Here is a 15,591-nt window from a genome sequence, read left to right on the forward strand (position 1 = left end):
TAGTATGTCGGTTACTGGTAAAGTAAAATTTTTCAACGAAGCTAAAGGCTTTGGTTTCATTGAACAAGAAAATGGTCCTGACGTGTTTGTACATTTCAGCGCAATCACTGGTTCTGGTTTTCGCACTCTTAGCGAAGGTCAAGCAGTGACTTTCAGCATCAAACAAGGTCAAAAAGGCCCTGAAGCTGAGAACGTAGAAGTAGCATAATTTTAATTATGTGAACCTTAGTTCATCTTGGTGAAGCAGTTTTCTGTTTCACCATAATTCCTCAAAATCTTCCCCATTGTTTATACATTCCCTAATATTGTTTCTACACTCCTTAATACAGTCAAACGTTTAAATTTTACTTCTTGCTATAGCTTCAAATACATTTAACATATTTGCCATTAAAATAGTTAATAACCCTGTTTAATAGCAACGCCGCATTAATACATTAACAGCTCACAATCTATATACTTTCACTAAGCTTAAGCAATATATTTACCACACGCATAGTGTGTATTAAAAAACCGTGTAATTAACTGAGTGTTTTATGGCTTTAATAAGGCTTAACTTGGGCTTAGCAAAGTTAAAGCCATTAACTTAAATGCAGTAATATTTATACATCATTTCAAAACCACTTTCGAATTGTTGTATTTTTATACGATGAAGCGCGGGATTTTCAAGTTAAGATGTGCTTTTAGCCTAATTTAACCAAATCTAGTTCATCAATTTGTCACATTTTTATTATTTTTGTTTTTTTTTAAGGTGCAATTCAGTTTTGTTTAGATGTTGCATTTTTGTTTCATGTAAGTGTCTAATTTTTAACTAGTGTTTAATTTTAAAGGGGCTATATAATGCTAAAACGCCTTAATGCTGGTTGCATTTATGTTAACAGTATTTTTTGTAATACTTTAGTTTTAGCTTTTTCAAGGTATTTATTTACTTAGAATAGCTAACATCAAGTTGACAGGGCGTATTGCATTTAGCATTATTGGAGGGTTGATATCTATTAAAAGATATCAGGGTTGTCATCCTTAATAAGGTTGATAATTAAATTATAAAAGTAACATTACTTAATTGGTTGGGAACTATGTCTGTTAAAATCAGAAAGAGTCTTGTAGCATCTGCGTTGGTTGGCGCTTTTGCATTTGCAAGCAGCAATGTGATTGCAGATCCTTTGAATGACGTGCAAAAAGCAGGTCAGCAAATTCAAAAGGCTGCTGTTAAGTCTCAAACTAAAATTGACAACGTATACGGTCAAACTCAAGAGCTAATCGCTGAGTACCGTAGTATTGTTGATGAGACTGAACTTATGAAAGTGTACAACGATCACGTAGCACGTTTGGTCGCTGACCAAAATGCGTCAATCGAATCGTTTGACCGTCAAATCGCTACTATCGACAACACTAAACAAAACGTTGTGCCTTTGATGTATCGCATGATCGATACGCTTGAGCAATTCATCAAAGCGGACGTTCCGTTCAATCTTGATTCTCGTCTAGCTCGTGTAGAAAGACTTCGTGAAATCATGGCTTCTGCGTCTGTAACGACGTCTGAGAAATTCCGCCAAGTTCTTGAAGCATACACAGTTGAAACTGCTTACAGCTCGGCTGTAACTGCTTCTCAAGGTACTTTAGAAGTTGATGGTAAAAACATTAACGTTGATATCGGTCGTTTAGGTCGTATCACTTACGTAGCACAATCTTTTGACTTAAAACACGCTTGGGTGTGGGACAACAACACTAAAGAGTGGAAAGAATTAGGTGAAGAATACCTAAAACCAGTTAAAGAAGTGATTCGTATGGCGCGTAAGCAAGCGACACTAGAACTTGTTAAACTACCAATCTTTGGCGCGGAGTAATCGAATAATGAAGAAACTATTTAAAGGTTTTGCTGTTGCAGCAGTACTATCTGTTTCTGCAGGTACCGCGCTTAATGCACATGCAAATACTGATGCTTTAGATAAAATTCTTGAGCAAGTAAAGCAAGAACGTATCTCTGAAGGTAAAATCAATAAGCAACGTGAGCAAGAGTTCTTATCAGAACGTGCTGACAAGCAAGCATTACTTAACAAAGCAAAAAGCCAATTAGCGTCTGAAAAAGCACGCGGTGACAGCTTAGCTAAGCAATATGCACAAAACGAAAATACATTAGCTGAAAAAGAGCAAGCGCTTCAAAACGCACAAGGTACTCTTGGTGAAATGTTTGGTGTTGTACGTCGTGCAGCGCAAGACGCTATCGGTTCTATCGAAGCTTCACTAGTAAGTGCTGAAAAGCCAGGCCGTGCAGAAGTACTTCGTTCATTAGCAGCTGCTAAAGAGCTTCCAACAGTTCGTGAACTTGAAGAACTTTGGATTGCACTTCAAACAGAAATGACTGAGTCAGCAAAAGTTTCTACTTTTGAAACTGAAGTGTCAGGTCTTGACGGCAACTCTACAGTTAAGCAAGTAACACGTATTGGTAACTTTAACTTGGTTACAGACGAAGGTTACTTAATCTACTCGCCAGAGACAAAATCTATTCAGCCTTTAGGTAAACAACCTGATAGCTACATTTTAGATGGTATCTCTGCTCTTGAAGGTACTTCTTCTGACAATTACGCTGGCGTATACATTGACCCGACTCGTGGTGCAATCTTACGTATCAACACGCAGAAGAAAACGCTTATGGAATACTACGAGCAAGGTGCTGAAGTTGGTTACATCATCACAGTTTTATTAGCTGTTGGTCTACTAATCTTCTTAGTACGTTTCGTTGACTTAGCGCTTACTACTTCTAAGATCAAGTCTCAGCTTAAAAACTTGTCTACACCGAATACAAACAACCCACTGGGTCGTATTCTTAAAGTGTACCATGACAACAAGAGCCAAGACGTTGAAAACCTTGAGCTTAAACTTGATGAAGCTATCTTACGTGAAACGCCACGTGTTGAAGCTGGTATTAACATCATCAAGATTCTTGCTGCAATCGCACCGTTACTTGGTCTACTAGGTACAGTAATCGGTATGATCTTAACGTTCCAAACAATCACATTGTTCGGTACGGGCGATCCGAAGATCATGGCTGGTAACATCTCTCTAGCTCTTGTAACTACAGCGCTAGGTCTAATTGCTGCACTACCACTTATCCTACTTCATTCAATTGTTGCAGGTCGTAGTAAGTCAGTATTACATATCCTTGATGAGCAAAGCGCGGGTATCGTTGCTACTCACGCGGAGAAGGAGAAAGCCTAATGCTAGTCCTGATGGAGATATGGGAATCTATCAGGGATTTTGTTGGCACAGGCGGCCAGGTATTATACGTGGTCGCGATAGCACTCTTTCTTATGTGGGTTTTAATGATTGAGCGCTATTGGTTCCTACTTGCTGAATTTCCTCGTTTAACGAAGGATATTGTAGCAAAGTGGGATGCCCGCCAAGACACTACGTCTTGGTACGCACACAGAATCCGTGAAGCATGGATTTCTGAAGCGTCTGAAAAATTAGATCAGCGTATGTTGTTGATTAAAACATTAGTAGCTGTTTGTCCTTTAATAGGCTTACTTGGAACTGTAACGGGTATGATCGCGGTTTTCGAAACCATGGCAACCCAAGGTACTGGTAATGCACGTTTAATGGCATCAGGTATTTCAATGGCAACAATCCCAACAATGGCTGGAATGGTTGCGGCACTATCTGGAGTTTTCTTTAGCTCACGCCTTGAGGCAAGAGCGAGAATGGTGAAAGCCAAACTTGTAGATAGCATGCCTCATCACTAGAGAGAGAATTAAATATGGCACGTAAACAACGTTTTCGTGAAGAAGAAGAAGCAGCGGTAGATATGACGCCAATGCTTGACATCGTATTTATCATGCTTATTTTCTTTATCGTAACTACATCGTTCGTTAAAGAGGCTGGTATCGAGGTCAATAAACCTAAAGCGGCCCAAGCTACGAAGCAAAAAAATGCTAACATTTTTGTTGCTATTCGCAGTGATGGTGCTATCTGGATTGATAAACAGCAAGTTGATGTTGAACGTGTTTCAGCAAAAATCGAAAGTTTATTAGCAGAACAACCTACTGATGTTGTGATTTTGCAAGCTGATAAAGAAGCAAAGCACGGCGTAGTGGTTAAAGTTATGGACCAGATCAAAGCGACAGGTGACAACCTGAGAATTTCAATAGCTGGAGATCAGTAATGATTCGTTTTCTGTTTTCACTGATTGCAGGTGGGGCAGTTACTTTCGGCTTGTTCTACTTCATGGCTTACCTCATCTCTGGTGGGGCTGACCGTAATACTGAACAAAAAGAGCAGATCATAGTCGAAATAATGACGAATCCGCCTGAATCTAAGGTGCAGGAGAGGAAGCGTGTTCCGCCTCCGCCTCCGCCACCGCCAAAGCAGCCGCCTAAACCGCAGCCGCCACAGCCGGAGAATAACAATCCTAATCCTGGTGCTATGTCATTTAACATGGGTAGCATCGATGTAGGAAGTTCGGCTGGTGGACTAAGTGGTCCAGGTGCATTTGGACGAGATGGTGATGCGACACCTATCGTTCGTATTGAACCAAAATATCCAACGCAAGCAGCGCGTGATGGTAAAGAAGGTTGGGTACAACTTTCGTTCACAATTGATGAGTTAGGTGGCGTGACTGACGTTGAAGTTATTGACGCAGAACCAAAACGTATCTTTGACCGTGAAGCTAAACGTGCATTACGCAAGTGGAAATACCGTCCTAAAATTATTGACGGTAAACCACAGAAACAAGTTGGTTTACAAGTTCAACTAGACTTTAAACTTAACCAAGGCTAAGGAGGCGAGTAATGAGAAATTTATCTAAAGTAACTGCTCTTGCAATTCTTATGTCTGTGTCAGGTGCAGCTATAACTGCACCTGTATTAGCAGCGCCGGATTACGCTAAAATTGAAGAGCGTAAAAAAGCCAAGACTAAAATCATGGGCGAGCGTACTGGTAAAAAGGTAATTAAAGCGTTTGACTTGTACAATGAAGACAAAATTGATGAAGCAATTGCCTTGTTAAAAGAGATTGACGCATCTAACGACTTCGATAAAGCGACTGTAAATCGTTACTTAGGTAGCATGTACGCGCAAAAAGAGAAGTACGATGAAGCGATTAAATACTCTAGACAAGCTGTTGCCCCTGATATTTTAAACTTCGCAGATCACGAGCAAACTTTAAAGCTATTAGGTGATTTATACGCAGGTACTGAAAAGTTCCAAGAAGCCAAAAAAGCTTATACAGCTTGGATGGACTTCACCGGCGAAGAAGACCCTAAAGTGTATACTCGTATTGCGCAAGCTAACTATCAGTTAGGTCAGTTTCGTGATGTTTTTAAACCTGCCGACAAGGCAATCTCTTTACAAAAGGAGCCTAACAAGGCCCCTTACCAATTAAAATTAGGTTCTTACTTTGAACTTAAAGATTACGCCAACATGGTGAAAATTGGTGAAGAGATTGTACGAGTTTGGCCAGATGACAAAAAAGCCTGGGTTAGTTTAGGTAAATACTACCTACAAACCGAAGACTACTCTAAAGGTCTAGCGACCATGGAAGTAGCATTCAAAAATGGCTATTTTGAAGCGGAAGTAGATTACAAAGTACTTTCTAACTTTTACTCTTTAAACGAAATTCCATTTAAAGCGGCTAAAACCCTTGAAAATGCGATTAAAGAAGACAAAGTTAAGCGTACTAAGCAAAATGTTAACGCAATTGCTAGTAACTACCACCGTTCTAAAGACATCGAAAAAGCTGCTAAGTACTACGAAGAAGCTGCTAAATTTGACGACGATGCAGAGCTTTACCGCAAAGCAGGATCGTTACTTTTACAATCTGAGAACTTTAGTGCTGCTGTTGTTCGTTTGAACAAAGCGTTAGAGCTTGGCTCTGACAAAAAAGGCACCATTTATTCAGATTTAGCTGAAGCGTACTACTACCAAGCTAAATACAAGCAAGCTTATGCTGCTATTACTAAAGCAATGGACGACCCGCGCACACGTAAGTTTGCTAAAGGTTGGTCTACATTTATTAAAGATAAAGCCGCTCGCAACGGTGTTAAAATTTAACTTTAATTTGTTTTAGCAATTATATAAAAAGCCCCTATGGGGCTTTTTTTATTGGAATTTATAATGAATAAAACGCATCTTTTGTCTGTCCTATTTAGTCTGTTTTTGGTTGCTTGTTCAAAACAACCACTGCCTTTTGAATCTTATGATGCTGCGCAGCAGAGTATTAAAAGTTTAAACATGGCGCTAAAGCCTGCGGGCACTGCAAGTGTATCCAATGAACAAGTACTGCCTTTTTCCTCAGCGTATTTATCGCTTCGTCATCAGATGTATCAGCGCCTACAAACAATGACTCTTTCAAACGCGCAAACACAGCAGCTAAATTACTTAATTATTGCTGAGCGTTTTCCTGAGCGCTTTTTCAGCTGGCCTGCACAGGTGAATGTGTTAGAGAACTTATTATCAGCGCAAATTCAAAGTACTAAGGCTAACGAGGTAATTGAGTGGCTTAAGTTCACTCAAGATCAATTAGATAGTGCGCTGCAAAGCAATTTGAGATTAAACAAGGTTGAATTAAACCTCCTGCAGGGTTACTTACAAACGTCACAATTAAAACAATCTAGCGTAAACGATTTAAAAGCCCAGATTGCAGAGTTTAATGATTACTTGGCCCAGTACAAACCAAGGGGAAGCATTGGCTTACGTGGTCTTGCTAATGGCAGTGAATGGTATCAAAGTAAGCTAAATTACTTCAGTGGGGCAGTTAAGTCGCCTTTGCAATGGGTTGATACTATCAATCAGCATCTTCAAATGAACTCGCACACTGCACCTAATTTGAGCTATAACGAGCATCATAGTACTTCGTTTATTAGCCAATATTTAAGCAAGGCGCCAAAAGTAAAAGGGATTGATTGGCAAACTGATTACATGCTGTTGCCCGCTATGGCTAAAAACAGCCAGCTGAGCCCAGAAGATAAAAGGCTAATGCTTGCGCTAATGGAAACTGATGTAGGTATACACTACCATGCATGGACTTTATCTCAGGCAAAAGTGAACTTAGTAAAACGATTAGCTATTTCACAGCGCGATGCGCAGTATTTAGTTGAAGATAGTGTGCTTTACCCAGGCCAGGCTTTTAGTTTTGCCGAGCAACTATTAACACTTTAAACGCTTATGTGCGCTTAGCGCACATTTCACAACGCTGTGTTGCAGGGTCTTTTTTAAGTAACCGCTCAGAAATTGCTTCTTCACAATCGCAGCAATAGCCGTATTGACCAATATCAATTTGGCTTATTGCCGCTTCTAATTCTGTCAGCCTATTAACTAAAGTTTGATATTCAGGACCTAAGTGGTAAGTGGCAGTGTCAAGCCATTCGTTATGCTGGCTAGTTAATATAACGTCACGTAGCTTAAGATGGGCAGGGTGTGCTGATTGGCTCAGCATCGCTAATATTACTGATTTAACGTGTGCTATTTCACTGTGCAGTTGTTGCTGATAAAGCATATTGGTATAACCTTCATTTAGCGTTTCGTTATACCGGTATTATCTGAGCTGCGCTGCTTATACGCTATGATTTGAATCAAGTTGCGGAGACTTAGCGTATTTTTTTAAAACCTGTGCTACATCACCTTTTACTTTAAGACGTCTTATTTCATCAAATAGTGCATTAGCTTGTGGGTATTGGCGTTTTAGATAACCCAGCCATTGTTTAGTACGAGAGGCAAAATATTTTTCATCTTGTGTGGGGTCTTGATGAATAGCAGAGTGAATCAAATGATAAATTATATGTTCCCACTCTAGGCCATTATATTGTTCATTATTAACATGAGCTTTAATTTTTTTCGCTAAATCAGGGTGAGAAAGCGCACCTCGCCCTAGCATTAAATCGCTACACTGGCTTCGAGTTTGGCAAAGTAGGGCATCTTCCACTTGCCAAATTTCACCGTTGGCAACCACGGCGATGTTTTTACCTTTTATTAGCGGGGGGATTTTTTCCCAATAAGCAGGTGGGTTATAACCGTCACGCTTAGTACGGGCATGTATTGCAATACTATCTGCACCTGCGCTTACAACGGCATCTACAATTTCTTGGCTATTGCTATCATCATCAAAGCCCAAGCGTATTTTAGCACTTACTTGATGTTTACTATCTACTGCATCCCTTACCGCTTTGATTATGTCATACATATGGTCAGGGTCTTTTAGCAGAACAGCACCCCCGCGGCTTTTATTTACCGTTTTTGCAGGGCAGCCAAAATTAAGATCTATACCGTGAGAGCCTAATTCGATAGCTCTAACCGCATTTTCTGCTAATACGTCGGCCACTTGCCCTAATAACTGTACGCGCACAGGAGTACCTGCTTTGGTTAAACCGTTATTATTGAGCTCAGGGCAATAGCGATGAAACACTTTAGCCGGTAAACATTTATCAATTACTCTAACAAATTCTGTTACGCATAGGTCAAAGCCACCAATATTGGTAAGAAGTTGGCGCATTTTAAAATCAACAACACCTTCCATAGGCGCTAAAACAAGTTTCATAGAGTATTTTTATTGAAAAAACGGGTGCGTAGTGTACCTGCAAAGTATGGTTTGATAAAACTTAAATTACTGCCCATATTTGTTTGTATAAATTTAAAAGTAAAAAAAATGAAAATAAATGAAAGTTTTTATTTGATAGCGGGTCTATTTAATTATACAAGCAACGCATAATTGGCAATAATTAGTTTGCGTTATCTTAATACACACTTATATAAGAGAGTCATACAATGAATACAGTAAAGAAAAACTCAATCGCGTTAACCTTAGGTGCAGTAGTTGTTGGCTCTGCAAGTTTTGCCTCTGCAGATGCACAAGCAAACCCATTTGAATTTCAACAGCTAGTAACCGGATACCAGCTTGATGCGGCAGAAGGTAAGTGCGGTGAAGGCAAATGTGGCGGCGACGCAAAAGGTAAAAAAGAAGGTAAGTGCGGCGAAGGCAAATGTGGCGGTGACGCAAAAGGTAAAAAAGAAGGTAAGTGCGGCGAAGGCAAATGTGGCGGCGACGCAAAAGGTAAAAAAGAAGGTAAGTGCGGCGAAGGCAAATGTGGCGGCGACGCTAAAGGCAAAAAAGAAGGTAAATGCGGCGAAGGCAAATGTGGCGGCGACGCTAAAGGCAAAAAAGAAGGTAAATGCGGCGAAGGCAAATGTGGTGGCGACGCAAAAGGCAAAAAAGAAGGTAAGTGCGGCGAAGGTAAATGTGGCGGCGACGCAAAAGGTAAAAAAGAAGGTAAATGCGGCGAAGGCAAATGTGGCGGCCAATAACAGGCTGATTTAAGTACTTGATTTACTCAGATATACGTTATGCTAAAAGGGCCAAAAGGCCCTTTTTGTTTTAGGAGATAATGATGAGAGCAACACAAAACTCAGCATTTGGGATGGTGGGCTTAGGTCTTCGTCGAGAGATGCTTGATGAACTACTAGCGCATACACCAAAGCAAATCGATTTTATGGAAGTAGCGCCTGAAAACTGGCTTAAGCTGGGAGGGCGCTTTAAAAAACAATTTAAAACCTTAACTGACGCCAATAATTTTGTTTGCCATGGTTTATCGCTTTCTATCGGCTCGCCTGAACCTCTTGATATTGAATTTGTTAAATCGCTAAAAACGTTTTTTGATCAGCACAACATTAAACTATTCAGTGAGCACCTAAGTTACTGCTCTGGAAAAGGGCATATGTACGATTTAATGCCAATCCCTTTTACTGAAGATGCCATTGCACACGTTGTACCTCGCATCAAACAAGTGCAAGATATTTTAGAGCGCCAAATAGCCATCGAAAATGTCTCTTATTATGCGGCGCCTGGCCAGCAGTTATCTGAGCTTGAATTTACAAACACGATTTTAGAGCAAGCTGATTGTAAGCTACTCCTTGATGTAAATAATATTTATGTTAATTCCATTAATCATGGTTACAACGCCGAAGCGTTTTTATTAGGGTTACCTTCAAAACGCATTGCATATGGGCACGTAGCTGGGCACTACAATGAAGCCGATGATTTAATTGTTGATACCCACGGCGCGGATGTTATTGACCCCGTATGGGACTTGCTTGATAAAGCGTACCAAGCGCATGGGGTGTTTCCTACCTTATTAGAGCGTGATTTTAATATTCCAAGTATAAATACACTAACAAAAGAACTTGATATTATTCACGATTTACAAAATAAGCAGTTATGCGCATCGCCTACTCAGCAATTAGCATAAAGGAATAAATATGAGCTTTATTGACAGCCAAAATGAGTTTATGGCGCACATACGTGAGCCTGAGCATAACCCAAAGCCTAAAGATATTGAAGATAGACGCATGGCGATTTACCGCGACTTATTTTTTAATAATATTGCAGGGTTCATCTCATCTGGTTTTCCGGTGCTTAAAACTTTATATACACAGCAGCAATGGCAAAAATTAATAAGGGCTTTTTTTAGTGAGCATGACTGTAAGTCGCCTTACTTTTTAGACATAGCAGGGGAGTTTATTAATTACTTATCGAGCAGCTATACCCTGCAAGAGTACGATTATGCATTTATGCTGGAGCTGGCACATTATGAGTGGATAGAACTTGATGTTTCCGTGGCTAATGAAGATACCAACGAGCAACGCTTAAAAAGCACTGAACTAACCAGTTCTGCACTTTATTTATCGAGTGTAGCGCGTAATTTAAGCTACCAATATGCGGTGCAAAATATCAGCACAGAATATAAACCCAGCACGCCATCTGAGCAGCCTAATTACTTTGTTGTATACAGAGATGATAACGACGACGTACAGTTTTTAGCCACAAATGCAATGACCGCCTTGCTACTTTCAATAATAGAATCCAATGCGGGCATTGACTTTGAGAGTGTATGCCAGCAGGTTTTAGTCCACGCGCCTAATTTTAGCGAACAACAAATTGCGCATGGTGCGTTAAGTACGCTTAATGCAATGTCCGAGCGCGGTATTATCGTGACAAAAAATCAACATTAAGGTCTTTATAGATGTTTTTACTTCGTCTATCATGGCAGCCTTATTTGTCGTGCTTAAAAAAAGGTTATACCAATGTCAGATGATAAAGACTTTAAAGATCCGTTTAACGCTACTTACTTTATTGCTTTTTTAGCAGTTTTTGTAGGTATTGGCTGTTTAAATGCGATTTTAGGCTGGATCACAAGCCTAACTTAAAGCTCCTTGCTCTATTAAGGCTGTTGTTTATATCAGCCTTAAGCTTCTTTTCTTCCTCCACCCTTATAATTTTCAAACCACCTTGGTATTAATAACAGCAAACTCGCATTTTAACGTCAGTTAAGGTTATAATCAGCTGCTTTGAAATATAAACTATTGAGCAATTAAACTTATGACTCAAGTAACACCCGCTATTATTAAAAACAGTATCGCAACCATTGCCGACTATCCTAAACCAGGCATTATGTTTCGTGATGTAACAACACTAATGGCAAATCCAGAAGCCTTTAAAGCAACAATCGATGCTTTTATAAACGAATATAAAAACCAAGGCTTTACAAAAATTATTGGTACAGAATCTCGCGGCTTTATTTTTGGTGCACCGCTATCTTACGCGTTAGGGATCCCTTTTATTCCTGTTCGTAAGCCAGGCAAGCTACCACGCGAAGTGATTCGCCAAGATTACCTACTTGAATACGGTGAAGACACATTAGAGCTTCATGTTGATGCTATTGTCCCAGGCGACAAAGTATTATTAGTTGACGATTTATTAGCTACCGGTGGCACAATTGAAGCCACAGCAAAGCTAGTTGCAAAATTAGGCGGCACAGCCACTGATGCAGCGTTTGTTGTTTCATTACCTGAGCTTGGTGGTGAGCAGCGTATAGAAAAAATGGGTATTAAAATCTTAAAACTGGTTGAGTTTGAAGGCGAGTAATTGATGAGTTATCAGGTTCTAGCGAGAAAATGGCGTCCGCAAACCTTTCATGAATTGGTTGGCCAGTCTCATGTAAAGCAAGCGCTTGTTAATGCGCTAACGCAAAATAGACTGCATCACGCTTATTTATTTACTGGAACCCGTGGTGTGGGTAAAACGACCATTGCGCGTATTTTTGCTAAAAGCTTAAATTGTGATGAGGGGATATCGGCATCTCCATGTGGGCAATGTAGCAGTTGTACTGACATAGAAGCAGGGCGATACATTGACTTACTTGAAATCGATGCCGCTTCTCGCACCAAAGTAGAAGATACTCGTGAAATTCTTGATAACGTTCAATATGCCCCCACTCGTGGACGTTACAAAGTATACCTAATAGATGAAGTACACATGCTCTCTAAGCATAGCTTTAACGCGTTATTAAAAACGTTGGAAGAGCCGCCAGAGCATGTGAAATTTTTACTAGCAACCACTGATCCGCAAAAGTTACCAGTTACCATTTTATCGCGCTGTTTACAGTTTAACTTAAATGCACTTTCGCAAAGCGAAATTAAAACTCAGCTTGAGCATGTCCTTACTCAAGAGGAATTAAACTTTGATAAAGATGCGCTAAGTATTATTGCAAAAGCCGCCGATGGCAGTATGCGTGACGCGTTGAGCTTAACAGATCAAGCTATTGCGCAAACCAACGGCGACATAAACAATCAAGCCGTACAAGCTATGCTTGGTTTAATGGACACACATCACAGCCAAAGTTTGCTTGCTGCTTTGTTAGCACAAGATGGTGGCGCACTGATGGACGAAATAGCCCAAGTTGCGAGCCGTAATCCTAACTATATTGCACTACTTGATGATTTAATTGCATTAACTCATCTTATTCAATTAACTCAGCTTGTCCCGCAAGCAGCGCAACTTGATGATAAAAATGCCGATTATATTAGCCATGTTGCTCAACACACCCAGGCTCAACAAATACAGGTTTATTACCAGTTACTATTAAACGGTAAAAAAGACTTACAATGGGCGCCAGAGCCTCGTTTAGGTTTTGAAATGATAATGCTGCGTTTATTAGCATTTGAGTCTGCAGGTACAACGCCTGCTCAATCGCTTCCTGAGCCTAGTGACGCACCAAGTGCAGCAATGCCTGCGCCTACCAGTAGTAAAGGCCGTGCCGATGCGCTGCGTGATATATTAAATAAAAATAAAACACCATCGCAAGACGAAACCCCTGCTCCGCAAGTAATGGTTGAGAAAAGCCAAAACCAAAGCACTGCGCAAAGCCAAACAATTGATGAACCAGTAGAGCAACCGCCCACAGAGCAGCTAACACGCTCGCCAAGTGAGCAACACAGCAACAGCGCATCACCTGCGGCTCAAAGCCCGCAAAACGATATACCGAGCCCTGTGCAGCAAAGTGAGCACATTGCTAAGAGTGACGATGCTGCTGAGCGCCAAAGTGAAGACGATGCTTATCTGCAACACAGTAATATGGAGCAAAGCTTAGCTGCACAATTTGATGATGTTATGAGCAGTGCGGTAGAGCAAGGTTATAACCCTGCACCTGTAGCGCAACACACACAACCCGCGCCTGAAAACGCCGATGCTAAAGATAGCAGTGTGCGTGAACAAGAAGCTCAAGCACAATCAGCAATTGCGCGAATTTTACGGGATAGAAATATATCGGGGGCAGGCAGGCTTTCAGGGGGGAGTGTAAATACCTCTGAGCAAGCGCAAACACCAAAAATGCCTGCTCAAGCTACGCCTAACAGCGAAGCAAAGCCACACAATACAAGCCCGCAAGCGAGTGAGTCACAAAACGATTCACCGCCATGGCATGACCATGCGCAAGGCGATAGCGAAAAAAAGCCAACGCTCCCAGTAACAGGGAGCCAAACGCCAGCTGAGCCAGTAACGCAAAGCCAGCCAGCGCGTAAGGTTGATTTTAAAGAAAAGCATCAAACAATTACTGAAAACTTAGCGCCTGAGCTGCTTGAGCAAATTAACCCGCAAAAAAAGCCTGAGGTAATAGAGCAAGAGCCCGCTATACCGGTCCCAGATGATTTTCAAAGCCCAATTAGCGAGATTAAATTTGCGCATCAGCAAGATGAGTGGGCTTATTTAATTAAGCGTATGGGGCTTGGTGGGCGAATGCGCCAATTTGCATTACACTCGATTTTTACTAAGCAAGGCGACAGTTTACATATTGACGTGGATGAATCGCAAAAACACTTAGATACGCCCATGCTTAGGCAAAAGCTCGATGCGGCGTTATCAAGTATATACGGGCATAACGTATCGCTGAGTATTAACTTTGCAAAAGGGGTGATTGACTCGCCTTATTTAATTCAGCAAAAAATAGATGCAGGGCGACACCAGCAAGCAATTGATGCGATCACATCTGATGAAAACATAGTACAATTTCAGCAGCTATTTAGCGCCGAAATTGACGAAAACAGTATTCAGGCATTGTAATTAAATACAATCGCCCTTATCTTCATGACAACTAGAGTTTAAAAGAAAGAGAGAAAATTATGTTTAAAGGTGGAATGGGTAACATGATGAAGCAAGCGCAGCAAATGCAAGAGCGCATGCAAAAAGCCCAAGACGAAATCGCGACAATGGAAGTTGTTGGCGAAGCCGGCGCAGGCCTTGTAAAAGTAACCATGCTTGGTAATCATAACGTGCGTCGTGTTGAGCTTGATGAAAGCCTTATGGAAGACGACAAAGACATGATTGAAGATTTACTTGCTGCAGCATGTAACGATGCTGTTCGCCGCGTTGCTGACGAAACGCAAGAGCGTATGGGCAAAGTAACTGGCGGTATGCAATTACCACCAGGTATGAAAATGCCGTTTTAAGCAAATATGCAACTTTCAGATAGTTTAACGCAGCTTATAGAAGCGCTACGTTGCCAACCGGGTATTGGTCCTAAGTCGGCTCAGCGCATTGCGTTTCATTTATTAGAGCGCGATCGTAAAGGCGGTACTCAACTTGGTAACGCATTGACCAAAGCCATGGGCGCGGTTGGGCATTGTCAGTCGTGCCGCACTTTTACTGAGCAAGCGCAGTGTGATATTTGCTTAAGTACAAAACGCCAAGACAGTGGTGTGCTGTGTGTTGTTGAATCGCCTACCGATGTGTTGGCAATAGAGCAAACAGGCCAATACCTTGGTTTATATTTTGTACTTATGGGGCATTTATCGCCAATTGACGGTATTGGCCCTAAAGAAATTGGCCTTGATATACTTGAACAAAAGCTCTCGCACGGCGGTATTAACGAAGTAATTTTAGCTACCAACCCCACGGTTGAGGGCGAAACCACTGCACATTATATTGCCCAGCTTTGCCATAAATATAAAGTAGGGGCCTCGCGTATAGCGCATGGTATACCTGTTGGTGGCGAGCTTGATTTAGTAGATGGCACAACGTTAATGCATGCATTTAGTGGCCGCCGAGCGGTTATGCAGGACTAACACAACTATCGGAAATCGTTTTAAAAGCCTACATAGTAAAATATGTGGGCTTTTTTGTGTTTGCTATTTAATTACCGTATAACGTGTGTGAGTTTGCCGGTAATCATATTAAATTAATAAATGAGTTAAACTTGGCGACGTTGTGTTATAAATTATTGACTAACAACAACTAGATAACGTGATAGTTGCACGGCTCACGCGCCTTAAAAAT

18 protein-coding genes are annotated in these 15,591 nt (G+C 41.0%); 16 read left to right on the top strand and 2 right to left on the bottom strand.

All coding sequences use genetic code 11. The features are described from left to right. Positions 1-4: 4 nt before the first annotated feature. From NQT65_RS00520 to NQT65_RS00555, 8 genes are all read left to right on the top strand, one after another. A complete protein-coding gene (locus NQT65_RS00520; RefSeq protein WP_004588138.1) occupies positions 5-208 on the top strand; it encodes a cold-shock protein in 204 nt (67 codons plus the stop codon). A gap of 865 nt (positions 209-1,073) precedes the next feature. Continuing rightward, complete coding sequence (locus NQT65_RS00525; RefSeq protein WP_004588137.1) at positions 1,074-1,844, top strand: DUF3450 domain-containing protein; 771 nt, start codon at positions 1,074-1,076, stop codon at positions 1,842-1,844. A gap of 7 nt (positions 1,845-1,851) precedes the next feature. Further along, positions 1,852-3,216 (top strand): MotA/TolQ/ExbB proton channel family protein, encoded by a 1,365-nt coding sequence (locus tag NQT65_RS00530; RefSeq protein ID WP_004588136.1) that lies wholly within the window; start codon positions 1,852-1,854, stop codon positions 3,214-3,216. After that, positions 3,216-3,740 (top strand): MotA/TolQ/ExbB proton channel family protein, encoded by a 525-nt coding sequence (locus tag NQT65_RS00535; RefSeq protein WP_004588135.1) that lies wholly within the window; start codon positions 3,216-3,218, stop codon positions 3,738-3,740. Before NQT65_RS00530 ends, NQT65_RS00535 begins: the two co-directional genes overlap by 1 nt. 14 nt (positions 3,741-3,754) lie before the next feature. Beyond that, the gene (locus NQT65_RS00540; RefSeq protein ID WP_004588134.1) at positions 3,755-4,159 is read left to right on the top strand and encodes an ExbD/TolR family protein; all 405 of its coding nucleotides are present in this window, start codon (positions 3,755-3,757) and stop codon (positions 4,157-4,159) included. Further along, entirely contained in the window at positions 4,159-4,773 is a 615-nt protein-coding gene (locus tag NQT65_RS00545; protein WP_126007517.1) for an energy transducer TonB, read from the top strand. The genes NQT65_RS00540 and NQT65_RS00545 overlap by 1 nt, the downstream gene beginning before the upstream one ends. Positions 4,774-4,784: 11 nt before the next feature. Then, the gene (locus tag NQT65_RS00550; RefSeq protein WP_004588132.1) at positions 4,785-6,044 is read left to right on the top strand and encodes a tetratricopeptide repeat protein; all 1,260 of its coding nucleotides are present in this window, start codon (positions 4,785-4,787) and stop codon (positions 6,042-6,044) included. A 63-nt stretch (positions 6,045-6,107) separates the two neighbouring features. Next, positions 6,108-7,151: a hypothetical protein gene (locus NQT65_RS00555; RefSeq protein WP_256850240.1), complete on the top strand. Its 1,044-nt coding sequence runs from the start codon at positions 6,108-6,110 to the stop codon at positions 7,149-7,151. 4 nt (positions 7,152-7,155) lie between these two features. On the opposite strand, the gene NQT65_RS00560 is transcribed toward NQT65_RS00555, so the two are convergent. Continuing rightward, positions 7,156-7,488: a TraR/DksA C4-type zinc finger protein gene (locus tag NQT65_RS00560; RefSeq protein WP_004588130.1), complete on the bottom strand. Its 333-nt coding sequence runs from the start codon at positions 7,486-7,488 to the stop codon at positions 7,156-7,158. A gap of 57 nt (positions 7,489-7,545) precedes the next feature. Then, positions 7,546-8,526 (bottom strand): tRNA-dihydrouridine synthase, encoded by a 981-nt coding sequence (locus NQT65_RS00565; RefSeq protein WP_054983096.1) that lies wholly within the window; start codon positions 8,524-8,526, stop codon positions 7,546-7,548. A gap of 227 nt (positions 8,527-8,753) precedes the next feature. Between NQT65_RS00565 and NQT65_RS00570 the strand changes: the two genes are divergently transcribed. The 8 genes from NQT65_RS00570 to recR all read left to right on the top strand — a co-directional run bounded on the left by NQT65_RS00570 (position 8,754) and on the right by recR (position 15,380). Next, the gene (locus NQT65_RS00570; protein WP_256850241.1) at positions 8,754-9,290 is read left to right on the top strand and encodes an HvfA family oxazolone/thioamide-modified RiPP metallophore; all 537 of its coding nucleotides are present in this window, start codon (positions 8,754-8,756) and stop codon (positions 9,288-9,290) included. Positions 9,291-9,373: 83 nt separating this feature from the next. Further along, positions 9,374-10,231 (top strand): HvfB family MNIO-type RiPP peptide maturase, encoded by an 858-nt coding sequence (locus NQT65_RS00575; RefSeq protein ID WP_024033364.1) that lies wholly within the window; start codon positions 9,374-9,376, stop codon positions 10,229-10,231. A 10-nt stretch (positions 10,232-10,241) separates the two neighbouring features. Then, on the top strand, positions 10,242-10,994 hold the full coding sequence (locus NQT65_RS00580; protein ID WP_256850242.1) for an HvfC family RiPP maturation protein: 753 nt from the start codon (positions 10,242-10,244) through the stop codon (positions 10,992-10,994). 72 nt (positions 10,995-11,066) lie between these two features. Further along, positions 11,067-11,189: a hypothetical protein gene (locus NQT65_RS00585; RefSeq protein ID WP_004588125.1), complete on the top strand. Its 123-nt coding sequence runs from the start codon at positions 11,067-11,069 to the stop codon at positions 11,187-11,189. Between the two features lie 172 nt (positions 11,190-11,361). Beyond that, positions 11,362-11,907, top strand: a complete 546-nt coding sequence (apt, locus tag NQT65_RS00590) for an adenine phosphoribosyltransferase (RefSeq protein ID WP_004588124.1) — start codon at positions 11,362-11,364, stop codon at positions 11,905-11,907. Positions 11,908-11,910: 3 nt separating this feature from the next. Beyond that, a complete protein-coding gene (dnaX, locus tag NQT65_RS00595; protein WP_256850243.1) occupies positions 11,911-14,379 on the top strand; it encodes a DNA polymerase III subunit gamma/tau in 2,469 nt (822 codons plus the stop codon). A 59-nt stretch (positions 14,380-14,438) separates the two neighbouring features. After that, positions 14,439-14,765 carry a YbaB/EbfC family nucleoid-associated protein gene (locus NQT65_RS00600; protein ID WP_004588122.1) on the top strand — a complete coding sequence of 109 codons (327 nt, stop codon included), beginning with the start codon at positions 14,439-14,441 and terminating at the stop codon, positions 14,763-14,765. A gap of 6 nt (positions 14,766-14,771) precedes the next feature. Further along, positions 14,772-15,380, top strand: a complete 609-nt coding sequence (recR, locus tag NQT65_RS00605; protein ID WP_004588121.1) for a recombination mediator RecR — start codon at positions 14,772-14,774, stop codon at positions 15,378-15,380. The last annotated feature ends 211 nt before the right edge of the window (positions 15,381-15,591 follow it).

Origin of the sequence: Pseudoalteromonas agarivorans (assembly GCF_024518735.1) — a bacterium.
Lineage (GTDB): Bacteria > Pseudomonadota > Gammaproteobacteria > Enterobacterales > Alteromonadaceae > Pseudoalteromonas > Pseudoalteromonas atlantica.

What these genes read in the sequence shown, in the direction of transcription:
- NQT65_RS00545 (WP_126007517.1), top strand. Translation starts at nt 4,159, where the DNA reads ATGATTCGTTTTCTGTTTTCACTGATTGCAGGTGGGGCAGTTACTTTC.
- NQT65_RS00585 (WP_004588125.1), top strand. Translation starts at nt 11,067, where the DNA reads ATGTCAGATGATAAAGACTTTAAAGATCCGTTTAACGCTACTTACTTT.
- apt (WP_004588124.1), top strand. Translation starts at nt 11,362, where the DNA reads ATGACTCAAGTAACACCCGCTATTATTAAAAACAGTATCGCAACCATT.
- NQT65_RS00580 (WP_256850242.1), top strand. Translation starts at nt 10,242, where the DNA reads ATGAGCTTTATTGACAGCCAAAATGAGTTTATGGCGCACATACGTGAG.
- dnaX (WP_256850243.1), top strand. Translation starts at nt 11,911, where the DNA reads ATGAGTTATCAGGTTCTAGCGAGAAAATGGCGTCCGCAAACCTTTCAT.
- NQT65_RS00525 (WP_004588137.1), top strand. Translation starts at nt 1,074, where the DNA reads ATGTCTGTTAAAATCAGAAAGAGTCTTGTAGCATCTGCGTTGGTTGGC.
- NQT65_RS00555 (WP_256850240.1), top strand. Translation starts at nt 6,108, where the DNA reads ATGAATAAAACGCATCTTTTGTCTGTCCTATTTAGTCTGTTTTTGGTT.
- NQT65_RS00530 (WP_004588136.1), top strand. Translation starts at nt 1,852, where the DNA reads ATGAAGAAACTATTTAAAGGTTTTGCTGTTGCAGCAGTACTATCTGTT.
- recR (WP_004588121.1), top strand. Translation starts at nt 14,772, where the DNA reads ATGCAACTTTCAGATAGTTTAACGCAGCTTATAGAAGCGCTACGTTGC.
- NQT65_RS00520 (WP_004588138.1), top strand. Translation starts at nt 5, where the DNA reads ATGTCGGTTACTGGTAAAGTAAAATTTTTCAACGAAGCTAAAGGCTTT.
- NQT65_RS00535 (WP_004588135.1), top strand. Translation starts at nt 3,216, where the DNA reads ATGCTAGTCCTGATGGAGATATGGGAATCTATCAGGGATTTTGTTGGC.
- NQT65_RS00550 (WP_004588132.1), top strand. Translation starts at nt 4,785, where the DNA reads ATGAGAAATTTATCTAAAGTAACTGCTCTTGCAATTCTTATGTCTGTG.
- NQT65_RS00565 (WP_054983096.1), bottom strand. Translation starts at nt 8,526, where the DNA reads ATGAAACTTGTTTTAGCGCCTATGGAAGGTGTTGTTGATTTTAAAATG.
- NQT65_RS00570 (WP_256850241.1), top strand. Translation starts at nt 8,754, where the DNA reads ATGAATACAGTAAAGAAAAACTCAATCGCGTTAACCTTAGGTGCAGTA.
- NQT65_RS00575 (WP_024033364.1), top strand. Translation starts at nt 9,374, where the DNA reads ATGAGAGCAACACAAAACTCAGCATTTGGGATGGTGGGCTTAGGTCTT.
- NQT65_RS00560 (WP_004588130.1), bottom strand. Translation starts at nt 7,488, where the DNA reads ATGCTTTATCAGCAACAACTGCACAGTGAAATAGCACACGTTAAATCA.
- NQT65_RS00600 (WP_004588122.1), top strand. Translation starts at nt 14,439, where the DNA reads ATGTTTAAAGGTGGAATGGGTAACATGATGAAGCAAGCGCAGCAAATG.
- NQT65_RS00540 (WP_004588134.1), top strand. Translation starts at nt 3,755, where the DNA reads ATGGCACGTAAACAACGTTTTCGTGAAGAAGAAGAAGCAGCGGTAGAT.